Source organism: Nocardia sp. N2S4-5 (assembly GCF_044628355.1).
In the GTDB taxonomy this organism is placed as follows: Bacteria; Actinomycetota; Actinomycetes; order Mycobacteriales; family Mycobacteriaceae; genus Nocardia; species Nocardia wallacei_B.
On sequence record NZ_JBIUPM010000001.1, the window covers coordinates 4,057,266 to 4,081,387 of the forward strand.

A 24,122-nucleotide genomic window follows, 5' to 3' on the forward strand; every position below is an offset into this window, starting at 1 on the left:
TGACACCATCCGCCTGTCCCACGAGGAGAGCGCTATGTCACTGGACGTCCCAACCGCACTACTCGAGCGTGCCGAACGCGGCGAGGTCTCCGACGACGAGTTCGTCGAGTGTGTCCGTAATTCGCTGCCCTACGCCTACGAGGTGGTCAGCCGAGTGGCAGCCGACCTGCGTTCCGGCACAGCCGAATACGCCGACAACCGGGTAGCCCCGCCGGACGAGGCGGCCCGCGGCCAGCTGCTGCGCGCCATGGCGTCCGACTCGATCCGCGGCGGCCTGGAGCGGCACTTCGGCGTGAAGATCGCGTTCCAGAATTGCCACCGGGTGGCGGCGTTCCCGCTGTCGGAGGTCGGTGGCGAGACCTACACGCGGTTCATCTCCACCCGGGCACAGCTGCTCAACCAGAGCCCGGAACTGCGTAACTGCTGATCCCGTACGGCGAACGGCGCGGGCGAACCCCTTTCGCCCGCGCCGATTCCGCTTGTCGGAGACCGTCATTCGCGCGGCAGTAACCGCAAGGTGGTGGATCGTGCCTTGGCACTGGTGATCTCGGCGATGATGCTGGCCGCGTACCGCTGATACTTCGTCGCGTACTCGCCGTCGATATCGTCGTCCAGCGCGTGATCGGCGTCGGCGAAGTCGACGTCCTGGTCGATGCTGCCGGCCCGGATCCGGCCGTGGCCGCTGTCGCGCGCGGTCCGGAACCAGGCCGAGTCCGCCCCGTTCACCGAGCGCACGTACAGCTCGCGACCGTGCCGCACCACCCAGATCGTCACCGGCATCCGCAGCGTGCCGTCCCGGCCCGCCGCCGCCAGTTGCAGTTCCTCCGTCTCTGCGATCCTGGTCAGCTCGGCGGCCGTCCACTTCGCCATCGCGTCTCCTTCCGGGTCCCGCTGGTGCGCTGGAGAGCATTTTTCCCTCTCGCGACCCCGGGTCCCGGCTGCGACACGGACATTTCGTACCAAGCGGTCCGGCAGGCTCGGATCAGAGTTCCTGCAGCATCCGCTTGAGGACCTTGCCGGTCGGGTTGCGCGGCAGTTCTCCCAGGAAGACGACCTCCCGGGGCACCTTGTAGCGCGCCAGGTGCGCCTTCACGTGGGACTTGACATCGTCGGCGGTAAGCGTGTCGTCGTCGCGCACGACGAATGCCTTCAGGCGCGCGCCGAACCGGTCGTCGGCCACGCCGATCACCGCCGCCTCCCGAATTCCCCTGTGCGCGTTGAGCAATTCCTCCACCTCGGCCGGAAAGACGTTCTCGCCGCCGGAGACGATCATGTCGTCGTCCCGGCCGTCGATGAAAAGCCTTCCGGCGGAGTCGAAGTGACCGAGGTCGCCGGAGGACATCAGCCCGCGGACGCGTTCCTTGTCGCCGCCGCCGGTGTAGCCCTCGAACTGCAAGGCGTTGGTGACGAAGATGCGGCCGGTGACGCCGGGCGGCACTTCAAAGCCCCGGTCGTCGAGGACCCGCACCACCGCGCCGAGCACGGGCCGACCCACGCAGCCGGGTTCCTCGGCGAGGTCGGCGGGGGTGGCGATGGTGGCGTACGCGACCTCGGTGGAGCCGTACAGGTTGTAGACCACCGGGCCGAGCAGCGCCGTGATCCGCCGGCACAGGTCGGCGCCGAGCTGCGATCCCGCCACGAAGACGATGCGCAGCCGAGACAGGTCGCGGCCGGCCAGCGCCCGGGGACCGAGGTCGGCGATGCGGGCCAGCATCACCGGCACCGCGATCAGGGCGGTCGCGCGGTGCCGGGACATGCTGTCGATCACCTGCTGCGGATCGAAGCGGCGCCGGATCACCAGGGTGGAGCCGAATCCGATGGCCAGCAACGACATCGCGAAACCGAGCGTGTGGAACAGCGGCGCCGGGCATTCGGTCACCTCGCGGGTGCGGAACGGCACCCGGCTCAGGATCGCGCCCAGCGGCTCCAGCGAACGCGGCTCCGAGCGGGCCGCGCCCTTCGGCGTGCCGGTCGTCCCGCTGGTCAGCAGGATGATCTTGGAGCCCGGGCCGGTGATCGGGGGCGACGCGGCGGAACCCGCGGCGATCAGGGCCTCCAGGCTGCTCGGGTGGCTGGTGTCGGTCCAGGCCCGATACGCGCCGCGGCGCGGGCTGAGATCGCCGAGGATCGGTTCGTACTCCTCGTCGTAGACCAGCAGATCGGCGCCCTCGCGCGCGGTCACGTCGCGCAGCTGCGGACCCGCGAAGTCGGTGTTCAACAGGATGATTCGGGCGCCGCACTTGGCGGCGGCGAACATCGCGTCCAGCAGTCCGCGGTGATTGCGGGCCAGGATCGCCACGCCCTCACCGGAACGCAGGCCGCGCTTGCGCCACTCGTTGGCCAAGCGGTTCGAGCGGTCGTCGAGTTCCCGGTAGCTCAGCGCGCCCAGTTCATCGATGACCGCGGTGCGCTCACCGTAACGGCCCGCCGAAAGGCGCAGCAGCGCAGGCAAACCGCCGTGCCGCAGCAGTTCGGTGCCCGCCGCCAGCAGCGGCATCGGCGACTCGAGGCCGACCACGCCGCTGCCCACGCACAGCCACAGATATTCCAGTTCGGTCCACAACCGGACGCCCAGTGTCTTCAACAGGTTCACCGTCATGCGCCAACCCCCTTGCCGCGGTAGTCATCTCCCGCGGCGCACGCACGCACAGCAACCATGCCGGACCTCCTCGTCCACCCGCCTACGGCGAGAGCCCCCAGGTTATCGCGACTCCCGTGGACGCGCCCACTCCTTCGGCCCGGCACCTACTTCCCGTGCGCACGAAGCTGATACAGCCCCTCGGTCTCCGCGACCACCACGCCGTCGGCGTCGGTGACGGTCGCCTTCAGCGTGAAGTCGGCCTTCCCGTGGGCCTCCGCGGCGGCGACGATCCGGGCGATCTCCTCGTCGGACAGCTCGGCCTGCGCGCGCACATCGGTCTTGGCGGGCTTGCGGAAGAAGATCTGCAGATCCTTGACCAGCGGGAAGTACTTCGCGGTATCGAAGGTGGCGATCGGGATCGCGCCGCCCAGGATTTCGGCGACGGTGAACAGCACACCGGCGTACATGACCCCGAAGTGGTTGCCGTTACCCTCGATCGGCACCGTGGTCGCGGCGAACCCGGGCCGCACCTCGAGCGCCCGCACACCCATCTTGTGCGCGATCGGAATCGTGAACTCCAGCGCCCCGTTCACCATGTCGGCGAACGCCGGAGCGTCGCTGCTCGTCTCGGCCATGAGCTATCCCTTCGCTGCGTGCACCGGTCGGCAACCGGTGCACGCAGCGTACGACATACTGTTGACAGACCGCCAACAGCACTCCCCTACAGCGTCGTGACCTCCAGCTCACCGTCGGCGAACCGCGCCCGCAGCCGCTTCTTGTCGAACTTGCCGACGCTCGTCTTGGGCACCTCGTCGATCACGGTCCAGTACTCGGGCAGCTGCCACTTGGCGAACTTGTCGGCGAGGAAATCGCGCAGTTCGGCGGGCTCGGCGGCGGCGCCCTCCTTGAACACGACCGCCACCAGCGGCCGTTCCTCCCACTTCTCGTCGGGGATGCCGATCACCGAGGCCTCCGCCACGGCCGGATGCCCCATGATCGCGTTCTCCAGGTCCACCGACGAGATCCACTCGCCGCCGGACTTGATCACATCCTTGGAGCGGTCGACCAGCGTGAGGAAGCCGTCGGGACTGATCTTGCCGACGTCGCCGGTGCGCAGCCAGCCGTCGTGGAACTTGTCCGGATCGACCACCGCGCCCTCGGGCGAATAGTAGGAGGCGGTGATCCACGGGCCGCGAACCTCCAACTCTCCCAGCGCTTCTCCGTCGTTGGGCTGCACCGAGCCGTCGTCGCCGACCAGCCGGGCCCGCACCGCGGCCGGGAACCGGCCCTGGGTGTAGCGGTAGTCCCACTCCGCCTCGCCCACCACACCGGCGGGCGGATGCGCGACGCTGCCCAGCGGCGAGGTCTCGGTCATCCCCCACGCGTGCAGCAGCCGCACGCCGTGCTTCTCCTGGAAGGCCCGCATCATGGCGGGCGGCACCGCGGAGCCGCCGACCACGCAGGTGCGCAGGTGCGAGATGTCCTGCGGCTGCGCCTCCAGCCCGGCGAGCACGCCGCCCCAGATGGTCGGGACGGCGGCGGCGAAGCTCGGCCGCTCGGCCGCCATCATCTGCAGCAGCGGGCCGGGCTGCAGGAAGCGGTCGGGCATCAGCAGGCTGGTGCCCGTCATCATGGCGGCGTACGGGATGCCCCACGAGTTGGCATGGAACAGCGGCACGATCGTCAGCACCGTGTCGTCGGCGGTGAAGCCCATGCTGTTCGGCGAGACCACCTGCATGGCGTGCAGCCAGTTGGAGCGGTGCGAGTACACCACGCCCTTCGGGTCGCCGGTGGTGCCGGAGGTGTAGCACATTCCGGCCGCCGAGCGTTCGTCGATCACCGGGTAGTCGAAGGTATCCGGTTGCGCGGCAAGCAGTTCGGTGTAGGAGTGCACCTGCACGCCGTCCGGCGCGGTCAGGCTCGCGGCGTCGCCGTTGGCGACGATCACGTGCCGGACCGTCCGCAGCTGCGGCAAGTATTGAGCGAACATCGGCACCAGCGAGCCGTCGACGATGACGACCTGATCCTCGGCATGGTTCGCGACATACACCAGCTGCTCCGGGAACAGCCGGATGTTGAGCGCGTGCAGCACCGCGCCCATCGCCGGCACCGTGGCGTAGGCGGCCATGTGCTCGGTGTTGTTCCACATGAAGGTGCCGACCCGGTCGCCCTCGCCGATACCCAGGCCGCGCAGCGCGTTCGCCAGCTGCGCGCACTGCACCCCGAGTTCGCGGAAGGTCGTGGTACGCACCCCGTCACCGGTCCACGTGGACACCGTCGCGTTGCCGTGGAAAGTCGTCGCATAGCGCAGCAAGGTCGCCAGCGACAACTGCTCGTCCTGCATAGTGCTCAACATCTGAAACGCCACTCCTCACCAGTGAACGAGGTCACATCTGCCGCGAGGATAGCCGAATTCGAACTCACCGGTAACTACGTCGCCTACAGGAAAGAAATGGCGGCTGCACACGGCGAACCCCACACTCGCCACCCGCAGCCGCCGCTGCCGATCGGTTCACCCGGCGCAGAGCAACCGACCGGCAGACCGCCCCGGACCGAGCCCGGCTCTCGACGTCGCCCCCTGCGGCACCGTCGAAGCGCCAAACCCGCACCGGGACAGGCTTTTTGAAGCAATTCCCTAGTAAGAAATAGTAGGGACCGAGATGGGCACCTGTCCAGTCGAGGTATGGAAGTCCGGAACGCACGCGTCGGTCCGCAGGTCACCGCAGGCGTCGATAAGGCCTCGACCTGCGGGAAATCCCGAAACAGCGTGGCCGGAAATATGGATTTGATGTCCGCAGATCTCTTCGTCCCCCGCCCTGGGGACACTTAATCTCATGGTATGACTCGCACGCCGTCCATCCTCATCATCGGCGCCGGATTCGCCGGCCTCGGCATGGCGCTGGAACTACAGCGCGCCGGCATCGACAACTTCACCATCCTGGAGAAGGCCGACGACCTCGGCGGCGTGTGGCGGGAGAACACCTATCCGGGCGCGGCCTGCGACGTCCCGTCGCCGCTGTACTCGTGGTCGTACGCACCGAAATCCGATTGGCCACGGCGCTTTTCGGAGCAGGCAGACATCCACGCCTACATGCGCAAGGTCGCCGTCGAGCACGGCGTACCGGCGAAGATCCGGTTCGGCACCGAGGTGACCGACGCGGAATTCGATGAGCGCCAAGGCGTCTGGCACGTCCGCACCACCGACGGCGCCACCCTGACCACCGACATCCTGGTGCCCGCGGTGGGCCAGCTGTCGCGCCCGGCCATGCCGAACATCCCCGGCATCGACACCTTCACCGGCCCCGCGTTCCACTCCGCCGAATGGGACCACAGCGTCGACCTCACCGGCAAACGGGTGGCCTGCATCGGCACGGGAGCCAGTGCCATCCAGTACATTCCGCGCATCCAGCCCAAGGCCGGCCACCTGACCCTGTTCCAGCGTTCGGCCGCCTGGGTGCTGCCGAAGTTCGACACCGAGTACAGCGCAAGGCATCACGCGCTGTTCAAGTACTTCCCGCCGAGCCGCCTCGCGGAACGCTTCGCCATCTGGGGCCTGTTCGAGGTCCTGGCCCTGGCCCTCACCGACATCCCCGCGATGAAGAAGCCGGTCGTCGCCCTCGCCGATCGCCATCGCGCTAAACAGATTTCGGACCCCGTCCTGCGCGAGAAACTCACCCCCGACTACGCCCCCGGCTGCAAGCGCGGCCTGTTCTCCAACGAATACTTCCCAGCGCTCGCACAACCCAACGTCACCGTCGAGACCACCGGCATCGAGGCCATCACCCCCACCGGCATCCGCACCACCGACGGCGTCGACCACGAGGTCGACGTCATCATCTACGGCACCGGCTTCAAGGGCACCGAATTCCTGGCCCCCATGAACATCTACGGCCTCGGCGGCCGCAAACTCTCCGACGAATGGTCCCCCGAGGGCGCCCGCGCCTACCTCGGCATCTCGGTCCCCGGCTTCCCCAACCTGTTCATGATGTACGGCCCCAACACCAACGTCGGCTCCGGCTCCATCATCTACATGCTCGAATCCCAGGCCCGCTACATCCGCCAGGCCACCCGCTACCTCACCGCCCACCCCGGCCACTTCGTCTCCGCCCGCGCCACCGCCGAACAAGCCTGGGACAACTGGCTCCAAACCCGCCTCGAAGACACCCCCTGGAACTTCTGCTCCAGCTGGTACCGCAACGCCTCCGGCCGCATCACCAACAACTGGCCCGGCGCCACAGTCCTCTACCGCTGGAAAACCCGCCGCTTCGTCCCAGAGGAGTATGAGGACCGGGTGGCGACCACTCCCTGACCAGCCCCGGCACCCACAACCCCACCAAGACCGCACTCCCAGCGGAAGTCCGCCCGCGCCACCCCACGCCGGACTCCCACAATGCCCCGATCCCACCCCCACCCGGTAGACTCCGCCCAAGCCGGACCACACCACAGTCCGACCAGCCCTCGTAGCTCAGGGGATAGAGCACCGCTCTCCTAAAGCGGGTGTCGCAGGTTCGAATCCTGCCGGGGGCACCAACCTGCACGTACGTTTGCGCAGTTCAGCGGGCCCAACGGACACTCACCCCTCTCCGGGATCCCGAAACGTCCAGGTCAAACGGTTGCCCCGGTACGAATCCCCCAAAAGACACACAAAACAAGGGCAACCAGACCCGCAACTCGCCGAAATTTTGGACCCGCTAACCTCGGAGCTCGCCTACCACTTCTACAGGGCAGCAATCGCTTTCGCCTGTACCGCAGCGAGGTGCTCACCTTCCGCGCCACCGACATACTGGACCTCGTAAGACACGGTAAGCCCGCCAACCACCACACCCGGCTCGCCAGGGGCCACGAGCTGACCATCATCCGAACCGGCTGGCGTGTCGGCGCCGCAGCACACCCCCTCACGGATTTGAGGCCGGGAACCCCGGCACGTCCGACTTGTGCACCACCGTGCAGACGGGATCACCCTCATTGGTTGCTTTCATTCGCGAGATTCTCGACCAGATCCTGCCCCGCCCACGCAGGACACACTCTGGCGTGCCGTTCGAAATCCGCACTGTCAACGGCGACGAAGGAGACCGCCTCACCCCGCAATCAGACAAGAACCCCACAAACACGCCAGCGACCACCCTCGACCAGGGCTATCAAGCTGAAGCCAGCGATCAGCCTCCTAGCGGTTTGGCCTAGTCGGTCCCCGGATCCTAGTTCCCGACATCGGCCCGGGCGGTTGTCGACTTTGTCGGTTTTGTATTCCACTGTGTCCGACCTGATCGTCGGACGGGGAGGACTAGAACCGGAAGCGCATTAGATACAGCTCAACCGCGCGACACCGACGCCGGTTAGCTACGCAACTGGGGACCGTGGTGGTGGGGTCTGGCGCTCGTCGAGTCTTACATCGCTAGAAATGCCACAGAGCTGCAGACCGATGACCTGCGGCTCTGCGATGAAGTGGAGGTAACGAGAAATACATGCCCAGGCCTCCGGCTAAAATTTGGTTCGGGCGAACCAACCCTAACCCACTTGAGCTTCGCCACCGTTGAATGAGATCGCTGCTACGAAGAAGTCGTTCTGTTCCTGGCACGGCCAGTAATGGCCGGAAGGACTGAGCGATATGCCAGGTAGGCCGTAGATTTCAGGGCCGGCCCACCCGAGAACCTACTGCTGTCAATGTCCGTCTTAGAGCGAAACGCATTCCATAGGTCTGAAAATTCGCTACGGTCGTCGCCCCATGTACCCGAAAGCTTTCCCTCATCAATCCAACGCCCCAGCAGCACCTCGAATAGAGATTGATTGAAAGATCTCAATGTGGCTGCGACAACCGAAATTATCTCATGGATGGCCGTCGGAGAACTGAAGGAAATCCAACTGCCAGTCGGGACACCAAGTGACCTCGAATTTCGGGTAGAAACATACCCGCCAGCGTGCATAGCACAATGGCGAACATGACAGACCCGTTCGAATTCGTCCAGCGCAACGCTCAATGATCGGTTCCCGGAAAGCTCCATGCCTCCAATTTTCTTGGCCCACTCTTTGATCGTATCTCTACTGGAAAAACTCTCTCGGTCCAATAGCCCCCGCACCGCATCTTCCACAGAACCAGAAAAGACGTACTCCATACGCGTCTCAAGAATTCCCACTCGATTGGCACAAATCTGACAGATTCCAACAACATCGGTAAGAATTGACCGAAAATAGTCCTCTGCAACTGCCACAGCCGACGAGCAGAGAATCAGGCCGTGCTGCGGTTGCCAGACGCTGGCCGCTTGCACGGTGAGTTGCGTGACAACAAGCAACGAGGAAAAGGCGTTATCCAATGCCGACAAGCCAGCCGTGTCGGGCCTATTGGCACTAATGGCGCTGCTAGCTAACCTAGTAAGTGTACCGGGACCCACGTTGGAGGCGGAAGCCATGCAAATTTGAGGCAGAGAGTGCGGCATCAGAGAGTCACAAACTCGTCGGCGCTGGCTTTGATGCGCGCTGACCACGCCTTGCCAATGCTAGGAACCGACCTAAGTTGCGTACCCGCGTCGTCCAAGATAACGTCTTGGACTGTCCGAAGATTTGTCAGGGTTAGGATACGCTCCAATTTCAGGGGAGGTAGTCGGAGCCTCTCAATGCTGGATGCGAGCAATTCGAGATATACTGATTGCTCCGTGAGGGCAGTACCACATCGGAAGCAGAAAACTGCATCTTCGCTAATTCTTGGGCTTTGACATTTAGGACAAGGCGAAAGGTTTAGACGACAACGTTCTCTTTGGGACTGAGAAAAAATCCCTTTGGATTGCCGCCTGACGAAGTCATCCGCGCTCTGTCGCGCAAGTGCAGTGTTATAATTATCCGCCGAGGGTGTTCTAGGAAGACCGAGCGCGTTCTCTGATATCAACAGTGATGTGTGCAGTTGAACCTTCTCGTAACGATCGCTTCCCCGCGAAGAAGGGCCAATCCTGCGGACCACACCAGCGTACTCCATTAGGGAGAATACCTGATTTAGATCAGTATCCCATGGCTGAGCTACTGCAACGCCAATATACTTTGCCTTATGCTCGGACCTATTACGATTCGTTACCCGGATCTCAGAGATCATCGCGGACTGGACCTCCAATCCCACAGAAACGAAGTTCTCATACCGAGGTAGCTTTCGAGAGACCTCCTCGAAGAGTGATCGCACTCGTTCAGCATTTACATTGATAGCGTCTCGCACCTGCCGCAACGTTGGGGCCGTAATTTTACTGTTCAATGTTTCATCGTCGGCATCACCCAAAGAATCAGAAAGGATATTCAGAAAATTTCTCGGCAGTCCGAACGATGCGTGTGCGGCCATATCAACGAGCTCTCGCCGCACAGCACCTTGGAGGGTGTGAGGGAAACGCGCTTCGAAGATTTGGCGCATAGACCTCAGATAGTCTGCCGAGTCAGGCCTAATCCAGACCTCAATTTCTTCCGCCTCATGGCCTACGTTGAAAAACGGACTATATGAGGTCACTCCCGGGTAAATGGCCGCCTTGCAGGCAACAGTACGTGACCGCAGAGCTCTGAAAACTTCGAAAAACTCACGCTGCTGCTGCTGCATGAATGCATGCGCAGCGTCGTCCATCAGGAGAATCGCGCGGGTACAGTTCAACTGCGAGCACCAGTCTTCGATCATACGCAAAAGCTCTGTGGGCGCGATGGATGGCGGTACGTTTACCGGGTTATTGCCGACTGACGTTTGCAACTCGTTAATGAACTTGCTACCAATTGATGACAATCGCCGAAGATCCTCTGGGCAATCTTCCGCCAACGACTCAGCCAACCCAACAATAATTTTGTAAATCAACCATTGCCTGAAATGCTCAAGAGCTCGCTCTGAGCGGAGCATTAATGGCTCAAGCGCGAGATGCTGCGAATAATTGATGTAGGCAACAATAATTCCATCTTTGGCCTTCAATCTATAGTAAGCTCGCTTGAGGTAATTAGACTTACCCGACCCGCGAGGGCCGTTCAACAACTTTGGCCCTGGACCCATGAGCCTCCGAAGGATCGACTCATCACCGGGAAAAGCAGCGGTGAGCCGTTCCAGTTCCTCTTCTGTAAGGTCCTCAGCCCGAAGGGTATACAAAGCTTCGAGTTCCGCGTTTTGAAGGTTTCCAGGCACGAGGCAAGATTACCCCCGGCACTGACCGGTGCCTGTCAAACCCTCACATGGGCAGGACGGCGACAGGCTCCACGCCCGCCCGGCACAGCAGCGTGCAACTACCGACATGGACAGATTGGCTGCCGAGAAACGCGCGAACGTGAACGGAATACCTCGGAAGTACTCAGTTCCCTATACGGTTCGCTCTCCCACATCACCCAACACGCGGCAGTAGGCGTTTTGCCAGATCGCTACATCTGCGACCCTCGCCGCCCTCCCACGTGTTCAACGTGGCCATACGGGACTGTCGGTTTAACGGCGGATCCGACCTCGGTGTGGGTTAGTTCCCGGTCGGGTGGATCCGGCCTTCGAAGGTGATGGCGAAGGCGTTCAATGCTGGTTTCCACCGCATCGCCCATCGTGCCCGACCCTTCCCGGTCGGGTCCAGGGAACGGGTCACCAGATACAGGCATTTCAACGCGGCCTGCTCGCTGGGGAAGTGGCCACGGGCGCGGATCGCGCGCCGGTAGCGAGCGTTCAGGGACTCGATCGCGTTGGTGGAGCAGATGATTCGCCGGATCTCGACGTCGTAGTCGAGGAACGGCACGAACTCGGGCCAGGCGTTGTCCCAGAGTTTGACGATCGCGGGGTAACGCTCGCCCCATTTCGCCGCGAACTCGCCGAACCGTTCGCGAGCCGCAGCCTCGGTCGCAGCGGTGTAGACCGGGTTGAGATCGCGGCTCATCTCGGCCCAATGCTGACGGCCCGCATAACGGAAACTGTTGCGCAGCAGATGGATAACGCAGGTCTGCACGATCGTCTGCGCCCAGACGGTGTTGATCGCCTCGGGCAGTCCTTTGAGTCCGTCGCAGACCGCGATGCAGACATCGGCCACGCCACGATTCTTCAGCTCGGTCAACACCTGCAGCCAGAACTTGGCTCCCTCACCGCCATCGCCGGCCCACAACCCCAGAATGTCACGTTCCCCGGCGGTGGTGACACCGATGACCACATAGACCGGTCGATTGGCCACCTGACCATCGCGGATCTTCACGTGGATGGCATCGATGAACAAGACCGGATAGACGGCGTCGAGGGGCCGGTTGCACCAATCGGTCATCTCCGCGACCACCTTCTCGGTGATCGTCGAGATCGTGTCCTTCGACACCGAAGCCCCATAGATCTCGGCGAGATGCGCCGAAACCTCGCCCGTGGTCAGGCCTTTCGCGGTCAGCGACAACACGATCTCGTCGACCCCAGACAGGCGCCGCTGCCGCTTTTTGACGATCTTGGGTTCGAACGAGGAATTGGTGTCGCGCGGCACGTCGATGCCGACCGGGCCGATCTCGGTGATCACGGTTTTCGTTCGGGTTCCGTTGCGGGAGTTGCCCGTTCCACGGCCGGACGGGTCGTGTTTCTCATAGCCGACATGCTCGGTCATCTCTGCCTCCAACGCGGTTTCGAGCACGGTCTTGGTCAGCTGGTTGAGCAGCCCGCCCGGCCCGACCAGGTCGATACCCTGTTCCTTGGCCTGCGCGAGCAGCTGCTCGGCCAGCTTCTTGGTGTCCACCGCGTCTTTCGCCACGGCAGCCAGTGTCTCCGACATCAGTCGGTCCTTCCTGCCGAACCATCAGGTCCGGCCGATCGGACCGAGATCAAGATCCGCCGTTGTTCCGACAGTCCCGGCCATACCGAGGCTCGGCCTGGCGGAGAGCGCTGGTGAGCCCTAGCGTCAGGGCGCGCAGACCTCCCTGCCTTGATGACCCGGGTCTCCAGCTGGACAAGGCACGAGTGGCCGCTGCCACCGGGGCTCGATCGAGGCAGGGCACAGGAAGTTTCGGTTTTTGGCACGGAAGGCAAGCCACCCCAGGCCCCGACCACTGCGCTCGATGTGTACCCGCTTAATACAGTGACTGGCGACCGGATCCGCCGGACCGGTCGGTGTGGGTGCTTTCGGGCCGGGTCTCAGAGTTATGACCCGCGTATCTGGCACAGGATTATTCGACTGCCGTAGTCGAGCGGCAGCTCGGTCGCACATTCACGGCCATTCGTTGATACAGGGTCGAGTCTTCGATCAGCAGCCTGTCGTTGTTCGCCGCCGGCTGCGCCAGATGCTCGGTAAGGGCTGTCGTGCCGGGCCGGCCGTGCCGAAACCGTCGTGTCAGTGCCCATATCAGGACCATGTCAGCCCCGTGACAGCCGAGCCAGTGACAGTGGTGGACAACACCCCCGAAAGGAAACCCGATGTCCGACAACACCACCACCCACTCAACCTGGACCGGCACCATCCCCGTGGACGACACCGCACTGGCCGTCACCGACACCGGCGGCACCGGCCGACCGATCATCTACCTCAACGGCTCCTACGCCAGCCAACGACACTGGCAACGCGTCATTACCGACCTCGGCCCCGACTACCGCCACATCACCTTCGACGAACGGGCACGCGGTAAGTCGAAACGATCCACCGACTACACCTTCGAAGCCTGCCTACGCGACATCGACGCCGTCCTCACCGCACGAAACATCCACCAACCACTCCTGGTCGGCTGGTCCTACGGCGCACTCCTCGCCGTCCACTGGGCCGACCGCCACCCCGACCGAGCCCTCGGCGTCGTCGGCGTCGACGGCCCCTACCCCGCCGGCTGGACCGACGAAGCCGGCCGCGAACGACTCCGGAAAACCTTCCGCCGCATGCGACTCCTGCTCCCGCTGGTCGCCCCACTCGGCCTCGCCGCACGCATGAGCGCCGACCAGCACGCCGAAATCCAGATCGAAGCCCACGCACTCCACGCCGCCCTCGGCCCCCTCCTCGACCGCGCCACCCTCCCGATCCGATACGTGGCCGCTTCCGCCGACACCGTCTACGACAAAGGCGGCGAGCTGGAGGAGATGCGCCGCACCCTCGACCCCTACCTGGCCCGCAACCCGAACCTGAAAATCAGCGCCAGAGTCGCCAGCGACCACGGCAAAATCCTGCGCAACGACTCCCCCGCCGTCGCCGACGCCGTCCGCGAAATCACTGGCCTCCTCGACCACAAAGCAGGCTGAGCGACAACGGAACCTCCTCCCGCACAACGACAAGCGCCGCGGTGACCGAGCCCCGCGGTGCCACCCACCACCAGTACAAGGAATCTGGTCATGCCCGCTTTTGTTGACACACAACCGAACCGGTTGGCCGACCGGCTGCTGAGCGATCGTCACCCCGTGCCGCTGTCGGTCCTGTTGCACCTCGCTCCCGGTGCACTGATCGTCGCCGCCTATCTGCTCATCGGCGAACCACTCGTCGACGCCATCGACTATCCACACTTCGCCGGCTGGGCCATCGCCCTGTGCACGGTTCTCCTACCGATCCTGGCGGGCCTGCTGTGGCTGGGCTACCGCCGCAACGGCCGCCTCGCACTCCGCGGCGTACTGCACTACACCCGCAGGCCGGTCCCACGCGGGACACTGGTGGCGATGGTCGTCCCACTCATCCTGTGGATGATCACCCTGGGTTACGCACTGGCACCGGTGAACACATTCTTCCTCGACTGAGGTTCACCCCGGATGGTGGACAGGGGCTTACAGATTTTCAGGCGGCAGCGGTTCGAAGTGAACGCTCGTAGTTGTCGGGGCTTTGGTTCCCGATCGCGGAGTGCCGCCGGGTAGTGTTGTAGTAGTTCATCCACTTGTCAACCGAGACAACGAGTTCGGTCTTCGTCGCGTAGGTGTGCCGGTAGTAGTGCTCGTGTTTGAAACTTGACCACAGCGATTCGGAAGGGCTGTTGTCCCAGCATATTCCGGTCGCTCCCATCGACCGGCGCAGCCCGTGCCGCCGGCAGGCTTGCGCGGTCAGATGCGCGGTGAACTCCCCGCCGCGATCCGAGTGCAGGATCGTGCCCTGGGCTCGGCCGCCGCGCACCGCGACCGCGGCATCGATGGCTTCGGTGACCATATCGGCGCCGATATGATCGGCCAGGCTGTAGCCGAGCACCTTGCGGGTGTGGCCGTCACGGATAGCGCAGAGGAACAGATCCCCGTGACCACAGGTCAGGTAGGTGATATCGGTCGTCCAGACAGCGTCGGGGCGGCCCTGGTCGAAGCAGCGCTTCACCAGATCCGGCGGGAACGACGCCGCCGGATCGGCCACGGTGGTGCGCACTTTGAACGTTCGGGGACTGATCCCTTCGAGCCCGGCGGAGGCCATGATCTTGGCGACGGTCTTGGCTGAGACCCGTTCGCCCTGATCGCGTAGCTCACCGGTGATACGCGGTGATCCGTAGGTGCCGTGCGATTCGCGATGCACCGTGGCGATCTTCGTTTCCAGATCCGCACGCCGCTGCTGCCGGTCGGTGAGAACCGTTGCCGCCCTGCGCTTCACATACGCGTAGTAGCCCGACTTCGACACCTGCAGCAGTCGTGCCATGCGGCGAATCGAAAACCGGTGCCCTGCAGGCTGATCAGTACCAGCAACGCCGGTGACAGTGTCGGGGCCGGCGTACTCGGCCATCAGATCGAACCGGGCCGGTTCGTCTGCATCGCGGCAAAGTACGCCGACGCTTTTTTCAGGAACGCGATGTCTTTGTCCTGGTCAGCGACCTGCCTTCGCAGTCGCTGCAACTCGGCTCGCTCCGCCGCATCGAGGGGTTTTTCACCATGAATCTCGGCGGCAGCGATCCTGCGCCGCTCGTCTTTGACCCACGTCCCCAGCAGACTCTCGTGAATGCCCAGTTCCCGGGCAACTTCGGCGACCGTGCGACCGGAATCGATCACACGATGCGCAGCCTCGACCTTGTACTCGGCCGTGAACGACCGGCGCTTACGAGGAGGCATGCAGACATCCTTTCAACAGGATCAGTGATCCTGTCAACTCGGTGTCCACAACCCGGGGTGAACCTCAGACCACCTCTTCACCTGGCTCCCCTACGCCGACGCCGACAGCAACGGCACCAACGCCTACCTCCACGGATACTCACACTCCACCACGCTCACAACGATGCTGATCTGCCTGCCACTCACCGGATTCGCACTCCCACTTATCGAGGAGCTGTACTTCCGCGGCTTCCTGCTCCCCCGCATCGCCCACCTCGGCCGGCTGGCACCCGTAATCAATACGATCCTGTTCTCGCTGTACCACCTCTGGTCACCGTGGGCATTCCTCTCACGCGTGCTCTTCACATTCCCCGGATACTGGCTCGCCTGGCGGCACAGAGACATCCGGATCTCGATCGGAATGCACGTCGGCTCGGCAACCATCCTGGCGACCCTCGGCACACTCGCCCTCGCACTGAACCTCATCTGACCGACCGTCAGACTAGGAACCCCGAAATAGTCTGTGCCCGTGACGTTTACGGTAAGAGCGCTTCGAACGAGCTTGCCACGCCCGAACATCCGATCCGGTCGCCGATCGCGCGCGATGCGATGCCAGCCCTCTCCGGTTGTGACGGTGTTGGTTCAATCTCGTAGATAGGGTTTGGACGGGCCGCCGCGATCATCACAACCGCTGATGCCGACGCCATCACCACCGCTGCCTGTCGCATCAGAATCAGCGTCGTAGAGCTTCAGGCCAAACGCTACGGTCCCGAGAACACCGTGCAGCGACCGGCCATACAGGGATTCGTCGGCGCGCTACAGGGAGCCAAGGCATCCCGGGGTATCTTCATCACCACCAGCGACTTCTCCGGTGGAGCTGTGGACTACGCCAATACCATCAGCCCCAGAGTGATCCTGATCGACGGACAACGGCTGGCGTCGCTGATGATCCAGTACGGCGTAGGCGTCCAGAAGCGTTCAGAATTCACTGTTGTCCAGGTCGATGAGGACTATTTCGAATAAGCACTCTGCCGATAACTCTATATACGAAACAAGTTACGATGCTTGTTTCCCCGAACCCATTGAACTGCAACAGCTCCCGGTAACATCCCCCAGCATGCCCACACACCGAATGCCAGGCCGTCCCGCAGCAGGCCGAAAGGGATCCAACGCGGCACCGCGCGCGGGAGTTATGTGTTGAGCAATACAGATCCGAACTCCAACGGGAAGTCCCTGACCACGCATGGGTCTCCGGTACTCGCCGACTCTCACGTGCGGCTGGACACCCCCGCCTTCGCGGCCGACCCGCACCGCGCCTACGAGAACATGCGGCGACACGGACCGTTGGTGCCCATCGAGCTTTCTCCTGGCGTACCGGCGACACTCGTGGTCGGCTTCCAGGTGGCCGTGCAGATCCTCAACGACGAACACCATTTCCCCGCCGACTCCCGGCGATGGGAGAAGAACGCGCCATCGGACTCCCCGATGCTGCCGATGTTGGGTTATCGCCAGAATGCGCTGCGCACCGCGGGTGCGGAACACGAGCGATACCGGCGCACCATTGTCGCGGCGTTGGACACCGTCGACCTGCACAAGGTGCACGGCGCTGTTGCTCGGGCCGCCGAAGTGCTGATCAACGGCTTCTGCGAAACCGGAACCGCCGACCTGCGAACCGATTACGCGTTTCCGTTGACCTTTCGGGTCATCAGTGAACTGATGGGCTTTCCCGAAGACGCCGCGGCGGCGGCCTACCACGGGATGGCAGCGATGCTGGAGGGTGTGGGCGCCGAAGAAGGGCAACAGCAGTTCGTCCAAGCGCTGATAGGAGTTGTCCAGCAGAAGCAGGCCGAGCCGGGCGACGATTTGACCTCCGAGTTGTTGAAGCACCCGGACGGGCTCGATGCCATGGAAATGGTGAATCAGGCCGCGCTCCTGTTCTCGATGGGTACGGAGCCGACCTGCAATCTCATCCTCAATGCGCTACTGCAGTTGATGACCGACGAACATTACGGCGGCGAGGTACTCAGCGGCGCCATGGCCACCCGGGACGCCATCGATGCGGTGCTGTTCGAGGATCCCCCGCTGGCCAACTGGTGCGTGAGCTACCCCAAACAACCGCAACTCATCGGCGATACGTGGCTGCCGGCCGATCAACCGGTGGTCATCAGCCTGGCCGCCTGCAACAACGATCCCGCCGTCGCAGGCGGTGACCGCAGGGGCAACCGGTCGCATCTCGCCTGGGGAGGCGGTCCGCACGGCTGCCCGGCCCAGCCCCTCGCCCACACGATCGCATCCCAGGGCATCGACCTGCTGCTCGACGCGCTGCCGGATATCCGCCCGAAAGTGCCTGTGCAGCAACTACCTTGGCGGCCGGGGCAGTTCCATCGAGCCTTGGCGGCACTACCGGTTCAGTTTCCGGCGTGCCCGCCGATGCGTCTCGTCTGACGAGTGAGAACGAAACCGTCATAGTCGTCGGCGGCGACCTGGTCGCATTTCTCGCGATATGCTCCGACGCCGCCGATGTACGCGTACATCACCCTCGGTTTGCCGGGGACATTCGATCCCACATACCAGGAGTCCACCTTCGGATACAGCGTCATATCGCCGACTTCGCCGACGTGCCTGGTCCATTCCCGCTCCGCGTCGACCTCGGCCTCCATGGTCGTGACGCCCTGGGACCGCATCGCATCGATCGCGTCCGCTACCCAATCGACGTGCTGCTCGATGGACACCATCATGTTCGACAGCACCGACGGGCTACCCGGGCCCGCGAGCGCGAAAAGGTTCGGAAAGCCCGCCACCGCGACGCCGAGGTAGGTGACGGGCCCGGCTGCCCACTTCTCCCGCAATGACACGCCACCCCGGCCGCGAATGTCGATCGCGGCCAGCGCACCGGTCATCGCGTCATATCCGGTGGCGTAGATGATGTCGTCGAATTCGAAACTCTCCTCCGTCGTTTCGAGTCCGGAGGCGGTGACCTCGGTGAGCGGGGTCGCGCGAACGTCCACGAGCCGGACATTGGGACGATTGAAGGTCTCGTAATAGTCCGTCCCCAGGACCGGGCGCTTGACGCCGAAAAGGCCGGCGGGCTGAAGAAGTCGGGCGACAGCCGGGTCCGTCACGATCTCGGCGATTCGCTCGCGGATGAACTGGGCGGCGGTCTCGTTGGCGGCTTCGTCGGCGAGCAGATCCGTGTATCCGACCAGCATGCTGACCAATTCGCTGTCCTTGTCCTCCCACACCCTGCGGTAGAAGGCATTTCGCTCCTCCTCGCTCACCTCGAGCGCCCCCTTGGTGGGCTCGGGCTGCGCGATGCCGAACGACGATTCCCGGTTGGCCTTGCGCACTTCGCGATAGCGAGACTTGATCCCGCGTTGGAATTCGGGATCGATCGGGTGATTGCCGGCGGGCAGAACATAGTTCGCGGTCCGCTGGAACACGGTGAGCGTCTCGGCCACTTCCGCGACAAGCGGAATAACCTGCACCCCAGAGGAACCGGTGCCGATCACCGCGACCCGCCGACCGGTGAAGTCCACCTCCTGCTCGGGCCATTCCCCGGTATGGAAACTGCGGCCCCGGAACGTCTCGATGCCCGGGACTTCCACCCTCTTCGGCACCGACAGACAGCCTGTCGCCATGATCGCGAACCGCGCCGAGACGACCTCGCCCCGATCGGTTGTGATCCGCCACCGCGCAGCGGACTCGTCGTATACCGCGGCGGTGACCCGGGTCCGCAGCCGCACGTCCTTACGCAGGTCGAAACGATCCGCGACGTGATTGATGTAGCGCAGCAACTCGGGTTGCGGCGGCAACTTCTCGGTCCACTCCCACTCCTGCTCGAGCTCCGGGTCGAAGGAGTAGTTGTAGTACATACTCTTCACGTCGACGCGGGCGCCCGGATAGCGGTTCCAGAACCACGTGCCGCCGAGTCCGTCGCCCGCTTCGTACACCTGCACCGAGAGCCCGAGTTCGCGCAGCTTGTACAGCATGTGGAGCCCGGCGAATCCCGCTCCGACGACGACCGCGTCGATCTCGCGAGCCTCCTGCCCGGTCGAGAACGCGGAATGCTCCGAGGTCGTCGTCATCGTGGGACCTGCCTTTCATCGAATCGCCTTGGGACGCACCGACAGCGGTTCGGCTCGACTACGTGCGCACCGAACTCGATCGTCGAGTCCGGTACACGCTGCAGATTAGCGGAACACCGTTCGCGCGTTTGTGATTCGATACAAGACACCCTGAATTCGCCTGCCGGACACCAGGTACGCGACCGGAACGGTTGCATATCGTTGCAGGGCAAGGCATGCCGACACCGCGATACTCTCGCGGTCCCTGCGGAACGATCAGAGGGCGCTGCCGGTACCGGGGAGGCGGAAGCCGTTCCAACCGGGTCCACCGTTCCAGCCCGGCCCGCCGTTCCAGCCGGGTCCACGATCCCAGCCCGGCCCACGGTCCCCGCCGCGCCCACGATCCCAGCCCTGGCCACGATCCCGACCGGGTCCGCGGTTGCCTCCCGGCCCGCGGTTCCCATGCCCGTTGCCGTGCACCTGTTCCACCGTGACGGAGGCGGGCTCCGCGGCAGGCGCGGCGTCCGCGGACGCCGGTCCCGCGAAGAGGACGGCCGTGCCGGCTGCCACCGCGACCGCCGTGAAGGTGCGTACCACCATCCGCCGGGAGGGGAATACGGAGTTCATCATGAGGGGATTCCTTTCCACCGCGCCGAAGCAACGGAAGGATGCCCGGCCGGAACCACAGCGGGAACGCGGCCCGGCACCTCTTATCTACTGCCTACGTACGTAGACAGTAGATAAGAGCGGAGCAGTGGGCAAGCACGCTTCACAACCTGCGTCGAGCCTGCGGCGCGCGCCAGCGGTAATGCAGGGCGAGCATGCGCAGCGTGAATACGCCCGAGATCACCAGAACACCGGTGACGTCGCTGTAACGGCCGTAACGCAGCAAGACGGCCGTGACGGTAGCGCCGAGCAATGCGGGTATGGCGTAGATTTCCTTGTCCGGCCGCAGGATTCGGGGCGTCTCGTCGGCGAAGACATCTCGCAGCACGCCGCCGCCGACCGCGGTAACGGCTCCGAGCAGAATCGCCGAGGGCGTGCCGAGTCCCGCTCGCACCGCGGCGAGAGTCCCTGTCACACAGAAGACTCCGAGGCCGAGGGCGTCAGCGGTGTCCAGCGGACGTCCGATGAGGCGCGCCGGCGGGTGCCACACGAACACGCACAATGCCGCGGCCAGCGCGATCGCCAGGTACGACAGGTCGGCGAACGCGACGGGCGGATGCCTCCCGATGACAAGGTCTCGCAGGACGCCGCCACCGACCGCCGTGGCCGCGGCGAGCACGGCGATGCCGACGATGTCGAACTTCTTCTCGACCGCCAGCAACGCCCCGGACACCGCGAACGCGAAGGTCCCCAGCCGGTCACCGATCTGCTGGACAGCGGTAGCGGCCGAATGCAATTGGGCAGCTTCGAAAGAAGAGACAGCCAACGACATGGTCATCACAGCATCTTTCACCAAGCGAACTCCGAGGATAGGGCGAACTCCTGGTTACTATGCCCCACATGTCCGACACCACGGTCTACGATCGATTCGATCACGCCGCCGCCGCGATCGCTCAGCAGGTGATCGACTGGCGCCACCACCTTCACCAGCACCCCGAGCTGTCCAACCGGGAAGCCGCCACCGCCCACATGATCACCGAACATCTGCGGTCACTGGGACTCGACGAGGTACGTACCGGGATCGCCGGGCACGGGGTCGTCGGCATTCTCCACGGCGGCCGACCCGGCGACCGGGTGATCGCCCTGCGCGCGGACATCGACGCTCTGCCCGTCGAGGACGAATCCGGTGTCCCGTTCGCCTCCCGGGTCGTCGACGAGAACTATCCCGGCGGCCCGTTCCCCGTCTCGCACGCCTGCGGCCACGACTGCCATACCGCGTGTCTCATGGGTGCGGCCCAGGTTCTCGCCGAGGCCCGCGATGCCCTTCCCGGCACCGTTCTGTTCGTGTTCCAGCCCGCCGAGGAGGGACCGCCCGTCGAGGAGAAGGGCGGAGCACGCCAGATGCTCGCCGAGGGCGCCCTCGACGATCCCGAGCCCACGATGGCATTCGGGTTCCATGTCGTGCCGCTGCCGAAGGGCTACATCGGTGTGCGCGAGGGCAACCAGTTCGGCGCCTCCAGCCTCGTGAAGATCACGCTCACCGGGAGACAGGTCCACGGTTCCACGCCGTGGATGGGTATCGACACCATGCCCGCCGCCGGCGCCATCCTGACCGGCATCGGTCAGATCTACCGGCAGGTCAGCGCATTCGATCCGGTCACCGTCACCATCGGCCACATCGAGGACGTGGGCCGGTTCAACATCGTCGGGCAGACGACCACCTTATGGGGCACTATTCGCTGCTCGGTCGAATCCGATATGAGCGAGGTCCAGCGCCGCGTCGAGACCCTCGCCGCCGGATGCGCGTCCGCCTACAACTGCACGGGCACCGTCGAATACCTCCAGGATGTCCCGGCCGTGCACAACACTCGGCCCTGGGTCGACGCGGCCATGGCCACCCTCGAACGCGTCGCCGGAGCAGACCGGGTGCGCCACACCGACCCCACCCTCGGCTACGACGACGTCTCCGAATTCGTCAACCGTTACGGCGGCCTCTACGTCACCCTCGGCGTGCAGGACCTCGAATTCGACGACGCCGGCGCCCCACACCCCACCGCGGGCGGCCGCGGCGTCTACTTCAATCACAATCCGCACTTCTACGCCGACGACGACACCCTCGTCACCGGAGTCCGCATGCACTGTCATATCGCCTACGACCACCTCACCGGCGCCCTGGTCGCGCAGGGGTAACGGCCATACGCCCCCGGACCGATCAGCCCGCAATGGCCGTGGATTCGCTGACGAGCAGTGCGGCGAGTACCCGGGTGGTCATGTCGAGCGCTTCGGCGCGCTGGCGTGAATCCATGTCCGACACCGCTACTCGCACGACCGCGGCGAAACTGGTGTTGAGGACGACCAGGCTCATGACCTCGTAGGCGTGGTCGTCGCCCGGGCCGAGGGTTTGGATCAGCAACGTCTTGACGACGCCACGCAACCGTGGCTCGAATTCGGGCAAGCCGCTGCTGTAGTACTGCAATCCGGCTACCAGCGCCCGGACCAGCCCGGCCCGCGCCACAAGGTCTTCGGCCACGACTTCCAGTACCGCGCGGATCGTCTCGGCGAAGGGCTCGTCCGCGCGGTCCAGCACGCGCCGCACGAACCGCTCCTCGATGTCGCCCAGCAACCGTTCCAGCAGTTCGTCGACCATGACCGCCCGGTCGGAGAAATACCGGTACACCGTGCCGATACTGACACCGGCCTCGGCGGCGATCCGATTCGTCGACGTGGCCGCGATCCCCCGCTGACCGAACAACCGCGCCGCCGTATCCAGAATCCGGTCGCGGGTCGCCTTCGCCCGCTCCTGCGAGGGACGCCGACGCGCACCCTCGACCTTCGCCGGCATCGCGACCCCTTCTCACACCGCGGAAACGATCATCGGTGAGTGTAACCGGGAGAAACAGGTGGACGGGCGGTTTCCGCACCCGGCTACCGTCCGTGTAAACCCGGGGCCTACGCCGGACGACTCGGCGGCCAGGGGTCGCCCCACTCCGCATTCCTGGCGCGCCGGTACGTCTCGCCCTGGCGTTTGGAGACCATGGTCGCCGCGACGCCCTCGTCCCGCGCGCATATCTGCATTGTGACGAGGCCCTTGCGCTTGAGTGGGTGCCGCAGAATCCGGCCCGGCGCCGGGTCGTAGGCCGTGCGGGAGGCGATGACGTAGGAGAACTTCTCGTCCTCGTAGCTCAGTTCGCCGCCCTTCAGCCGCCGGTGCAGTGCGGTGCGATTGACCCGGGCGCTGAAATGACACCAGTCCGCGCCCTCCGCCAGTGCGCACGGGCTCTGGTGCGGGCACGGGGCGACGACCGTCAGCCCGGCATCGATCAGAACCTGGCGCGCCGCAAGGATTCTCCGGTACCCGTCCGGAGTGCCCGGTTCGATGACCGCTATCACCTCGGCGCCCTCGGCCGAGCGCGCGACCAGCGCCGCCTGCTCCGGCTCCGAGAGTTCGCTCAGCACATAGGAAACGGCGACCAGATCCGCACCGCCCAGCGACGCCGGATCGGTGACCGCGACTCGTCGCCAGACCGCGGACCGCACCGCATCCGACACGGCACCCGCCGCCAGCCGACGACCGAGCCGCAGCGCATCCTCGACCTGGTCCAGCACGGTGGCCCGGGACAGCGACGGGAACCGGTCCGCGGCGGCCCACAGCGCCGCCCCCGTCCCACCACCCACATCGAGAAAGCTCTCCGGACGAAAGCCGGGCACGAGTTCCGCGAACTGTCCGAACACGCTCGACACCGCCGCCCACGTGGCGGGCATCCGATAGGCCGCATACGCGGCGACATCGGTACCCGAATCGAGAATGGGCGCCGTAGCGGGCCGCGGATCCCGATATCGGGATATCAACCGTTCGACCGACGCGCCCAACTGCCGCTGGGGCACACCCGCACAGGCCCGATCCAGACCCTCCACGAGTTCGACAGGCAACTCCACCCCGAATACTCCTCACCGTATGACCGGGCCGCCA

21 protein-coding genes and 1 tRNA gene are annotated in these 24,122 nt (G+C 64.5%); 9 read left to right on the forward strand and 13 right to left on the reverse strand.

From position 1 onward, the window contains the following. Window positions 1-34: 34 nt before the first annotated feature. On the forward strand, window positions 35-427 hold the full coding sequence (locus tag ACFMRZ_RS18440; RefSeq protein ID WP_280369612.1) for an SCO5389 family protein: 393 nt from the start codon (window positions 35-37) through the stop codon (window positions 425-427). Between the two features lie 65 nt (window positions 428-492). On the opposite strand, the gene ACFMRZ_RS18445 is transcribed toward ACFMRZ_RS18440, so the two are convergent. From ACFMRZ_RS18445 to ACFMRZ_RS18460, 4 genes are all read right to left on the reverse strand, one after another. Further along, complete coding sequence (locus ACFMRZ_RS18445) at window positions 493-870, reverse strand: DUF2255 family protein (protein ID WP_280271457.1); 378 nt, start codon at window positions 868-870, stop codon at window positions 493-495. A gap of 112 nt (window positions 871-982) precedes the next feature. Then, on the reverse strand, window positions 983-2,599 hold the full coding sequence (locus tag ACFMRZ_RS18450) for an acyl-CoA synthetase (RefSeq protein WP_400180121.1): 1,617 nt from the start codon (window positions 2,597-2,599) through the stop codon (window positions 983-985). A gap of 146 nt (window positions 2,600-2,745) precedes the next feature. Next, window positions 2,746-3,216, reverse strand: coding sequence for a PaaI family thioesterase (locus tag ACFMRZ_RS18455; RefSeq protein WP_280271455.1), 471 nt, complete (start codon window positions 3,214-3,216; stop codon window positions 2,746-2,748). Between the two features lie 86 nt (window positions 3,217-3,302). Then, the gene (locus ACFMRZ_RS18460; RefSeq protein WP_400180122.1) at window positions 3,303-4,937 is read right to left on the reverse strand and encodes a long-chain fatty acid--CoA ligase; all 1,635 of its coding nucleotides are present in this window, start codon (window positions 4,935-4,937) and stop codon (window positions 3,303-3,305) included. A 483-nt stretch (window positions 4,938-5,420) separates the two neighbouring features. Here ACFMRZ_RS18460 and ACFMRZ_RS18465 point away from each other — a divergent pair, with 483 nt between their 5' ends. Together ACFMRZ_RS18465 and ACFMRZ_RS18470 are read left to right on the forward strand one after the other, a co-directional pair. After that, window positions 5,421-6,890, forward strand: coding sequence for a flavin-containing monooxygenase (locus tag ACFMRZ_RS18465; RefSeq protein ID WP_400180123.1), 1,470 nt, complete (start codon window positions 5,421-5,423; stop codon window positions 6,888-6,890). 145 nt (window positions 6,891-7,035) lie between these two features. Then, window positions 7,036-7,111, forward strand: a tRNA-Arg gene (locus tag ACFMRZ_RS18470). 1,900 nt (window positions 7,112-9,011) lie between these two features. Here ACFMRZ_RS18470 and ACFMRZ_RS18475 read toward each other — a convergent pair. Together ACFMRZ_RS18475 and ACFMRZ_RS18480 are read right to left on the reverse strand one after the other, a co-directional pair. Then, window positions 9,012-10,709 carry a zinc ribbon domain-containing protein gene (locus ACFMRZ_RS18475; RefSeq protein WP_400180124.1) on the reverse strand — a complete coding sequence of 566 codons (1,698 nt, stop codon included), beginning with the start codon at window positions 10,707-10,709 and terminating at the stop codon, window positions 9,012-9,014. A 319-nt stretch (window positions 10,710-11,028) separates the two neighbouring features. After that, window positions 11,029-12,294, reverse strand: coding sequence for an IS256 family transposase (locus ACFMRZ_RS18480; protein WP_400177628.1), 1,266 nt, complete (start codon window positions 12,292-12,294; stop codon window positions 11,029-11,031). 638 nt (window positions 12,295-12,932) lie between these two features. Here ACFMRZ_RS18480 and ACFMRZ_RS18485 point away from each other — a divergent pair. Together ACFMRZ_RS18485 and ACFMRZ_RS18490 are read left to right on the forward strand one after the other, a co-directional pair. Beyond that, window positions 12,933-13,739: an alpha/beta fold hydrolase gene (locus tag ACFMRZ_RS18485; protein WP_400180125.1), complete on the forward strand. Its 807-nt coding sequence runs from the start codon at window positions 12,933-12,935 to the stop codon at window positions 13,737-13,739. A 90-nt stretch (window positions 13,740-13,829) separates the two neighbouring features. Beyond that, a complete protein-coding gene (locus ACFMRZ_RS18490) occupies window positions 13,830-14,225 on the forward strand; it encodes a hypothetical protein (protein WP_400180126.1) in 396 nt (131 codons plus the stop codon). Between the two features lie 37 nt (window positions 14,226-14,262). On the opposite strand, the gene ACFMRZ_RS18495 is transcribed toward ACFMRZ_RS18490, so the two are convergent. Then, entirely contained in the window at window positions 14,263-15,180 is a 918-nt protein-coding gene (locus ACFMRZ_RS18495; protein ID WP_400177742.1) for an IS3 family transposase, read from the reverse strand. After that, window positions 15,180-15,503, reverse strand: coding sequence for a transposase (locus ACFMRZ_RS18500; protein ID WP_280330709.1), 324 nt, complete (start codon window positions 15,501-15,503; stop codon window positions 15,180-15,182). The genes ACFMRZ_RS18495 and ACFMRZ_RS18500 overlap by 1 nt, the downstream gene beginning before the upstream one ends. Window positions 15,504-15,666: 163 nt before the next feature. Between ACFMRZ_RS18500 and ACFMRZ_RS18505 the strand changes: the two genes are divergently transcribed. The 3 genes from ACFMRZ_RS18505 (at window position 15,667) to ACFMRZ_RS18515 (ending at window position 17,927) form a co-directional block, all read left to right on the forward strand. After that, a complete protein-coding gene (locus tag ACFMRZ_RS18505; protein WP_400180127.1) occupies window positions 15,667-15,972 on the forward strand; it encodes a type II CAAX prenyl endopeptidase Rce1 family protein in 306 nt (101 codons plus the stop codon). Between the two features lie 242 nt (window positions 15,973-16,214). Beyond that, window positions 16,215-16,505: a restriction endonuclease gene (locus ACFMRZ_RS18510; RefSeq protein ID WP_400182902.1), complete on the forward strand. Its 291-nt coding sequence runs from the start codon at window positions 16,215-16,217 to the stop codon at window positions 16,503-16,505. Between the two features lie 324 nt (window positions 16,506-16,829). After that, window positions 16,830-17,927, forward strand: a complete 1,098-nt coding sequence (locus tag ACFMRZ_RS18515) for a cytochrome P450 (RefSeq protein ID WP_280367409.1) — start codon at window positions 16,830-16,832, stop codon at window positions 17,925-17,927. Here the strand turns inward: ACFMRZ_RS18515 and ACFMRZ_RS18520 are convergent. The 3 genes from ACFMRZ_RS18520 to ACFMRZ_RS18530 all read right to left on the reverse strand — a co-directional run bounded on the left by ACFMRZ_RS18520 (window position 17,891) and on the right by ACFMRZ_RS18530 (window position 20,984). Further along, complete coding sequence (locus ACFMRZ_RS18520) at window positions 17,891-19,567, reverse strand: flavin-containing monooxygenase (protein ID WP_400180128.1); 1,677 nt, start codon at window positions 19,565-19,567, stop codon at window positions 17,891-17,893. The genes ACFMRZ_RS18515 and ACFMRZ_RS18520 overlap by 37 nt on opposite strands. Window positions 19,568-19,822: 255 nt before the next feature. Continuing rightward, window positions 19,823-20,176, reverse strand: a complete 354-nt coding sequence (locus ACFMRZ_RS18525) for a hypothetical protein (protein WP_400180129.1) — start codon at window positions 20,174-20,176, stop codon at window positions 19,823-19,825. A gap of 139 nt (window positions 20,177-20,315) precedes the next feature. Beyond that, on the reverse strand, window positions 20,316-20,984 hold the full coding sequence (locus ACFMRZ_RS18530; RefSeq protein ID WP_400182903.1) for a trimeric intracellular cation channel family protein: 669 nt from the start codon (window positions 20,982-20,984) through the stop codon (window positions 20,316-20,318). A 68-nt stretch (window positions 20,985-21,052) separates the two neighbouring features. On the opposite strand from ACFMRZ_RS18530, the gene ACFMRZ_RS18535 reads away from it, so the two are divergent. After that, entirely contained in the window at window positions 21,053-22,342 is a 1,290-nt protein-coding gene (locus ACFMRZ_RS18535) for a M20 family metallopeptidase (protein WP_400180130.1), read from the forward strand. A gap of 22 nt (window positions 22,343-22,364) precedes the next feature. Here the strand turns inward: ACFMRZ_RS18535 and ACFMRZ_RS18540 are convergent, their stop codons facing one another. Together ACFMRZ_RS18540 and ACFMRZ_RS18545 are read right to left on the reverse strand one after the other, a co-directional pair. Then, window positions 22,365-22,994, reverse strand: a complete 630-nt coding sequence (locus tag ACFMRZ_RS18540) for a TetR/AcrR family transcriptional regulator (RefSeq protein WP_400180131.1) — start codon at window positions 22,992-22,994, stop codon at window positions 22,365-22,367. A gap of 107 nt (window positions 22,995-23,101) precedes the next feature. Continuing rightward, window positions 23,102-24,088: a small ribosomal subunit Rsm22 family protein gene (locus ACFMRZ_RS18545; protein ID WP_400180132.1), complete on the reverse strand. Its 987-nt coding sequence runs from the start codon at window positions 24,086-24,088 to the stop codon at window positions 23,102-23,104. Window positions 24,089-24,122 lie beyond the last annotated feature (34 nt).

What these genes read in the sequence shown, in the direction of transcription:
- ACFMRZ_RS18440 (WP_280369612.1), top strand. Translation starts at nt 35, where the DNA reads ATGTCACTGGACGTCCCAACCGCACTACTCGAGCGTGCCGAACGCGGC.
- ACFMRZ_RS18445 (WP_280271457.1), bottom strand. Translation starts at nt 870, where the DNA reads ATGGCGAAGTGGACGGCCGCCGAGCTGACCAGGATCGCAGAGACGGAG.
- ACFMRZ_RS18450 (WP_400180121.1), bottom strand. Translation starts at nt 2,599, where the DNA reads ATGACGGTGAACCTGTTGAAGACACTGGGCGTCCGGTTGTGGACCGAA.
- ACFMRZ_RS18455 (WP_280271455.1), bottom strand. Translation starts at nt 3,216, where the DNA reads ATGGCCGAGACGAGCAGCGACGCTCCGGCGTTCGCCGACATGGTGAAC.
- ACFMRZ_RS18460 (WP_400180122.1), bottom strand. Translation starts at nt 4,937, where the DNA reads ATGTTGAGCACTATGCAGGACGAGCAGTTGTCGCTGGCGACCTTGCTG.
- ACFMRZ_RS18465 (WP_400180123.1), top strand. Translation starts at nt 5,421, where the DNA reads ATGACTCGCACGCCGTCCATCCTCATCATCGGCGCCGGATTCGCCGGC.
- ACFMRZ_RS18480 (WP_400177628.1), bottom strand. Translation starts at nt 12,294, where the DNA reads ATGTCGGAGACACTGGCTGCCGTGGCGAAAGACGCGGTGGACACCAAG.
- ACFMRZ_RS18485 (WP_400180125.1), top strand. Translation starts at nt 12,933, where the DNA reads ATGTCCGACAACACCACCACCCACTCAACCTGGACCGGCACCATCCCC.
- ACFMRZ_RS18490 (WP_400180126.1), top strand. Translation starts at nt 13,830, where the DNA reads ATGCCCGCTTTTGTTGACACACAACCGAACCGGTTGGCCGACCGGCTG.
- ACFMRZ_RS18495 (WP_400177742.1), bottom strand. Translation starts at nt 15,180, where the DNA reads ATGGCCGAGTACGCCGGCCCCGACACTGTCACCGGCGTTGCTGGTACT.
- ACFMRZ_RS18500 (WP_280330709.1), bottom strand. Translation starts at nt 15,503, where the DNA reads ATGCCTCCTCGTAAGCGCCGGTCGTTCACGGCCGAGTACAAGGTCGAG.
- ACFMRZ_RS18505 (WP_400180127.1), top strand. Translation starts at nt 15,667, where the DNA reads ATGCTGATCTGCCTGCCACTCACCGGATTCGCACTCCCACTTATCGAG.
- ACFMRZ_RS18520 (WP_400180128.1), bottom strand. Translation starts at nt 19,567, where the DNA reads ATGACGACGACCTCGGAGCATTCCGCGTTCTCGACCGGGCAGGAGGCT.
- ACFMRZ_RS18525 (WP_400180129.1), bottom strand. Translation starts at nt 20,176, where the DNA reads ATGATGAACTCCGTATTCCCCTCCCGGCGGATGGTGGTACGCACCTTC.
- ACFMRZ_RS18530 (WP_400182903.1), bottom strand. Translation starts at nt 20,984, where the DNA reads ATGTCGTTGGCTGTCTCTTCTTTCGAAGCTGCCCAATTGCATTCGGCC.
- ACFMRZ_RS18535 (WP_400180130.1), top strand. Translation starts at nt 21,053, where the DNA reads ATGTCCGACACCACGGTCTACGATCGATTCGATCACGCCGCCGCCGCG.
- ACFMRZ_RS18540 (WP_400180131.1), bottom strand. Translation starts at nt 22,994, where the DNA reads ATGCCGGCGAAGGTCGAGGGTGCGCGTCGGCGTCCCTCGCAGGAGCGG.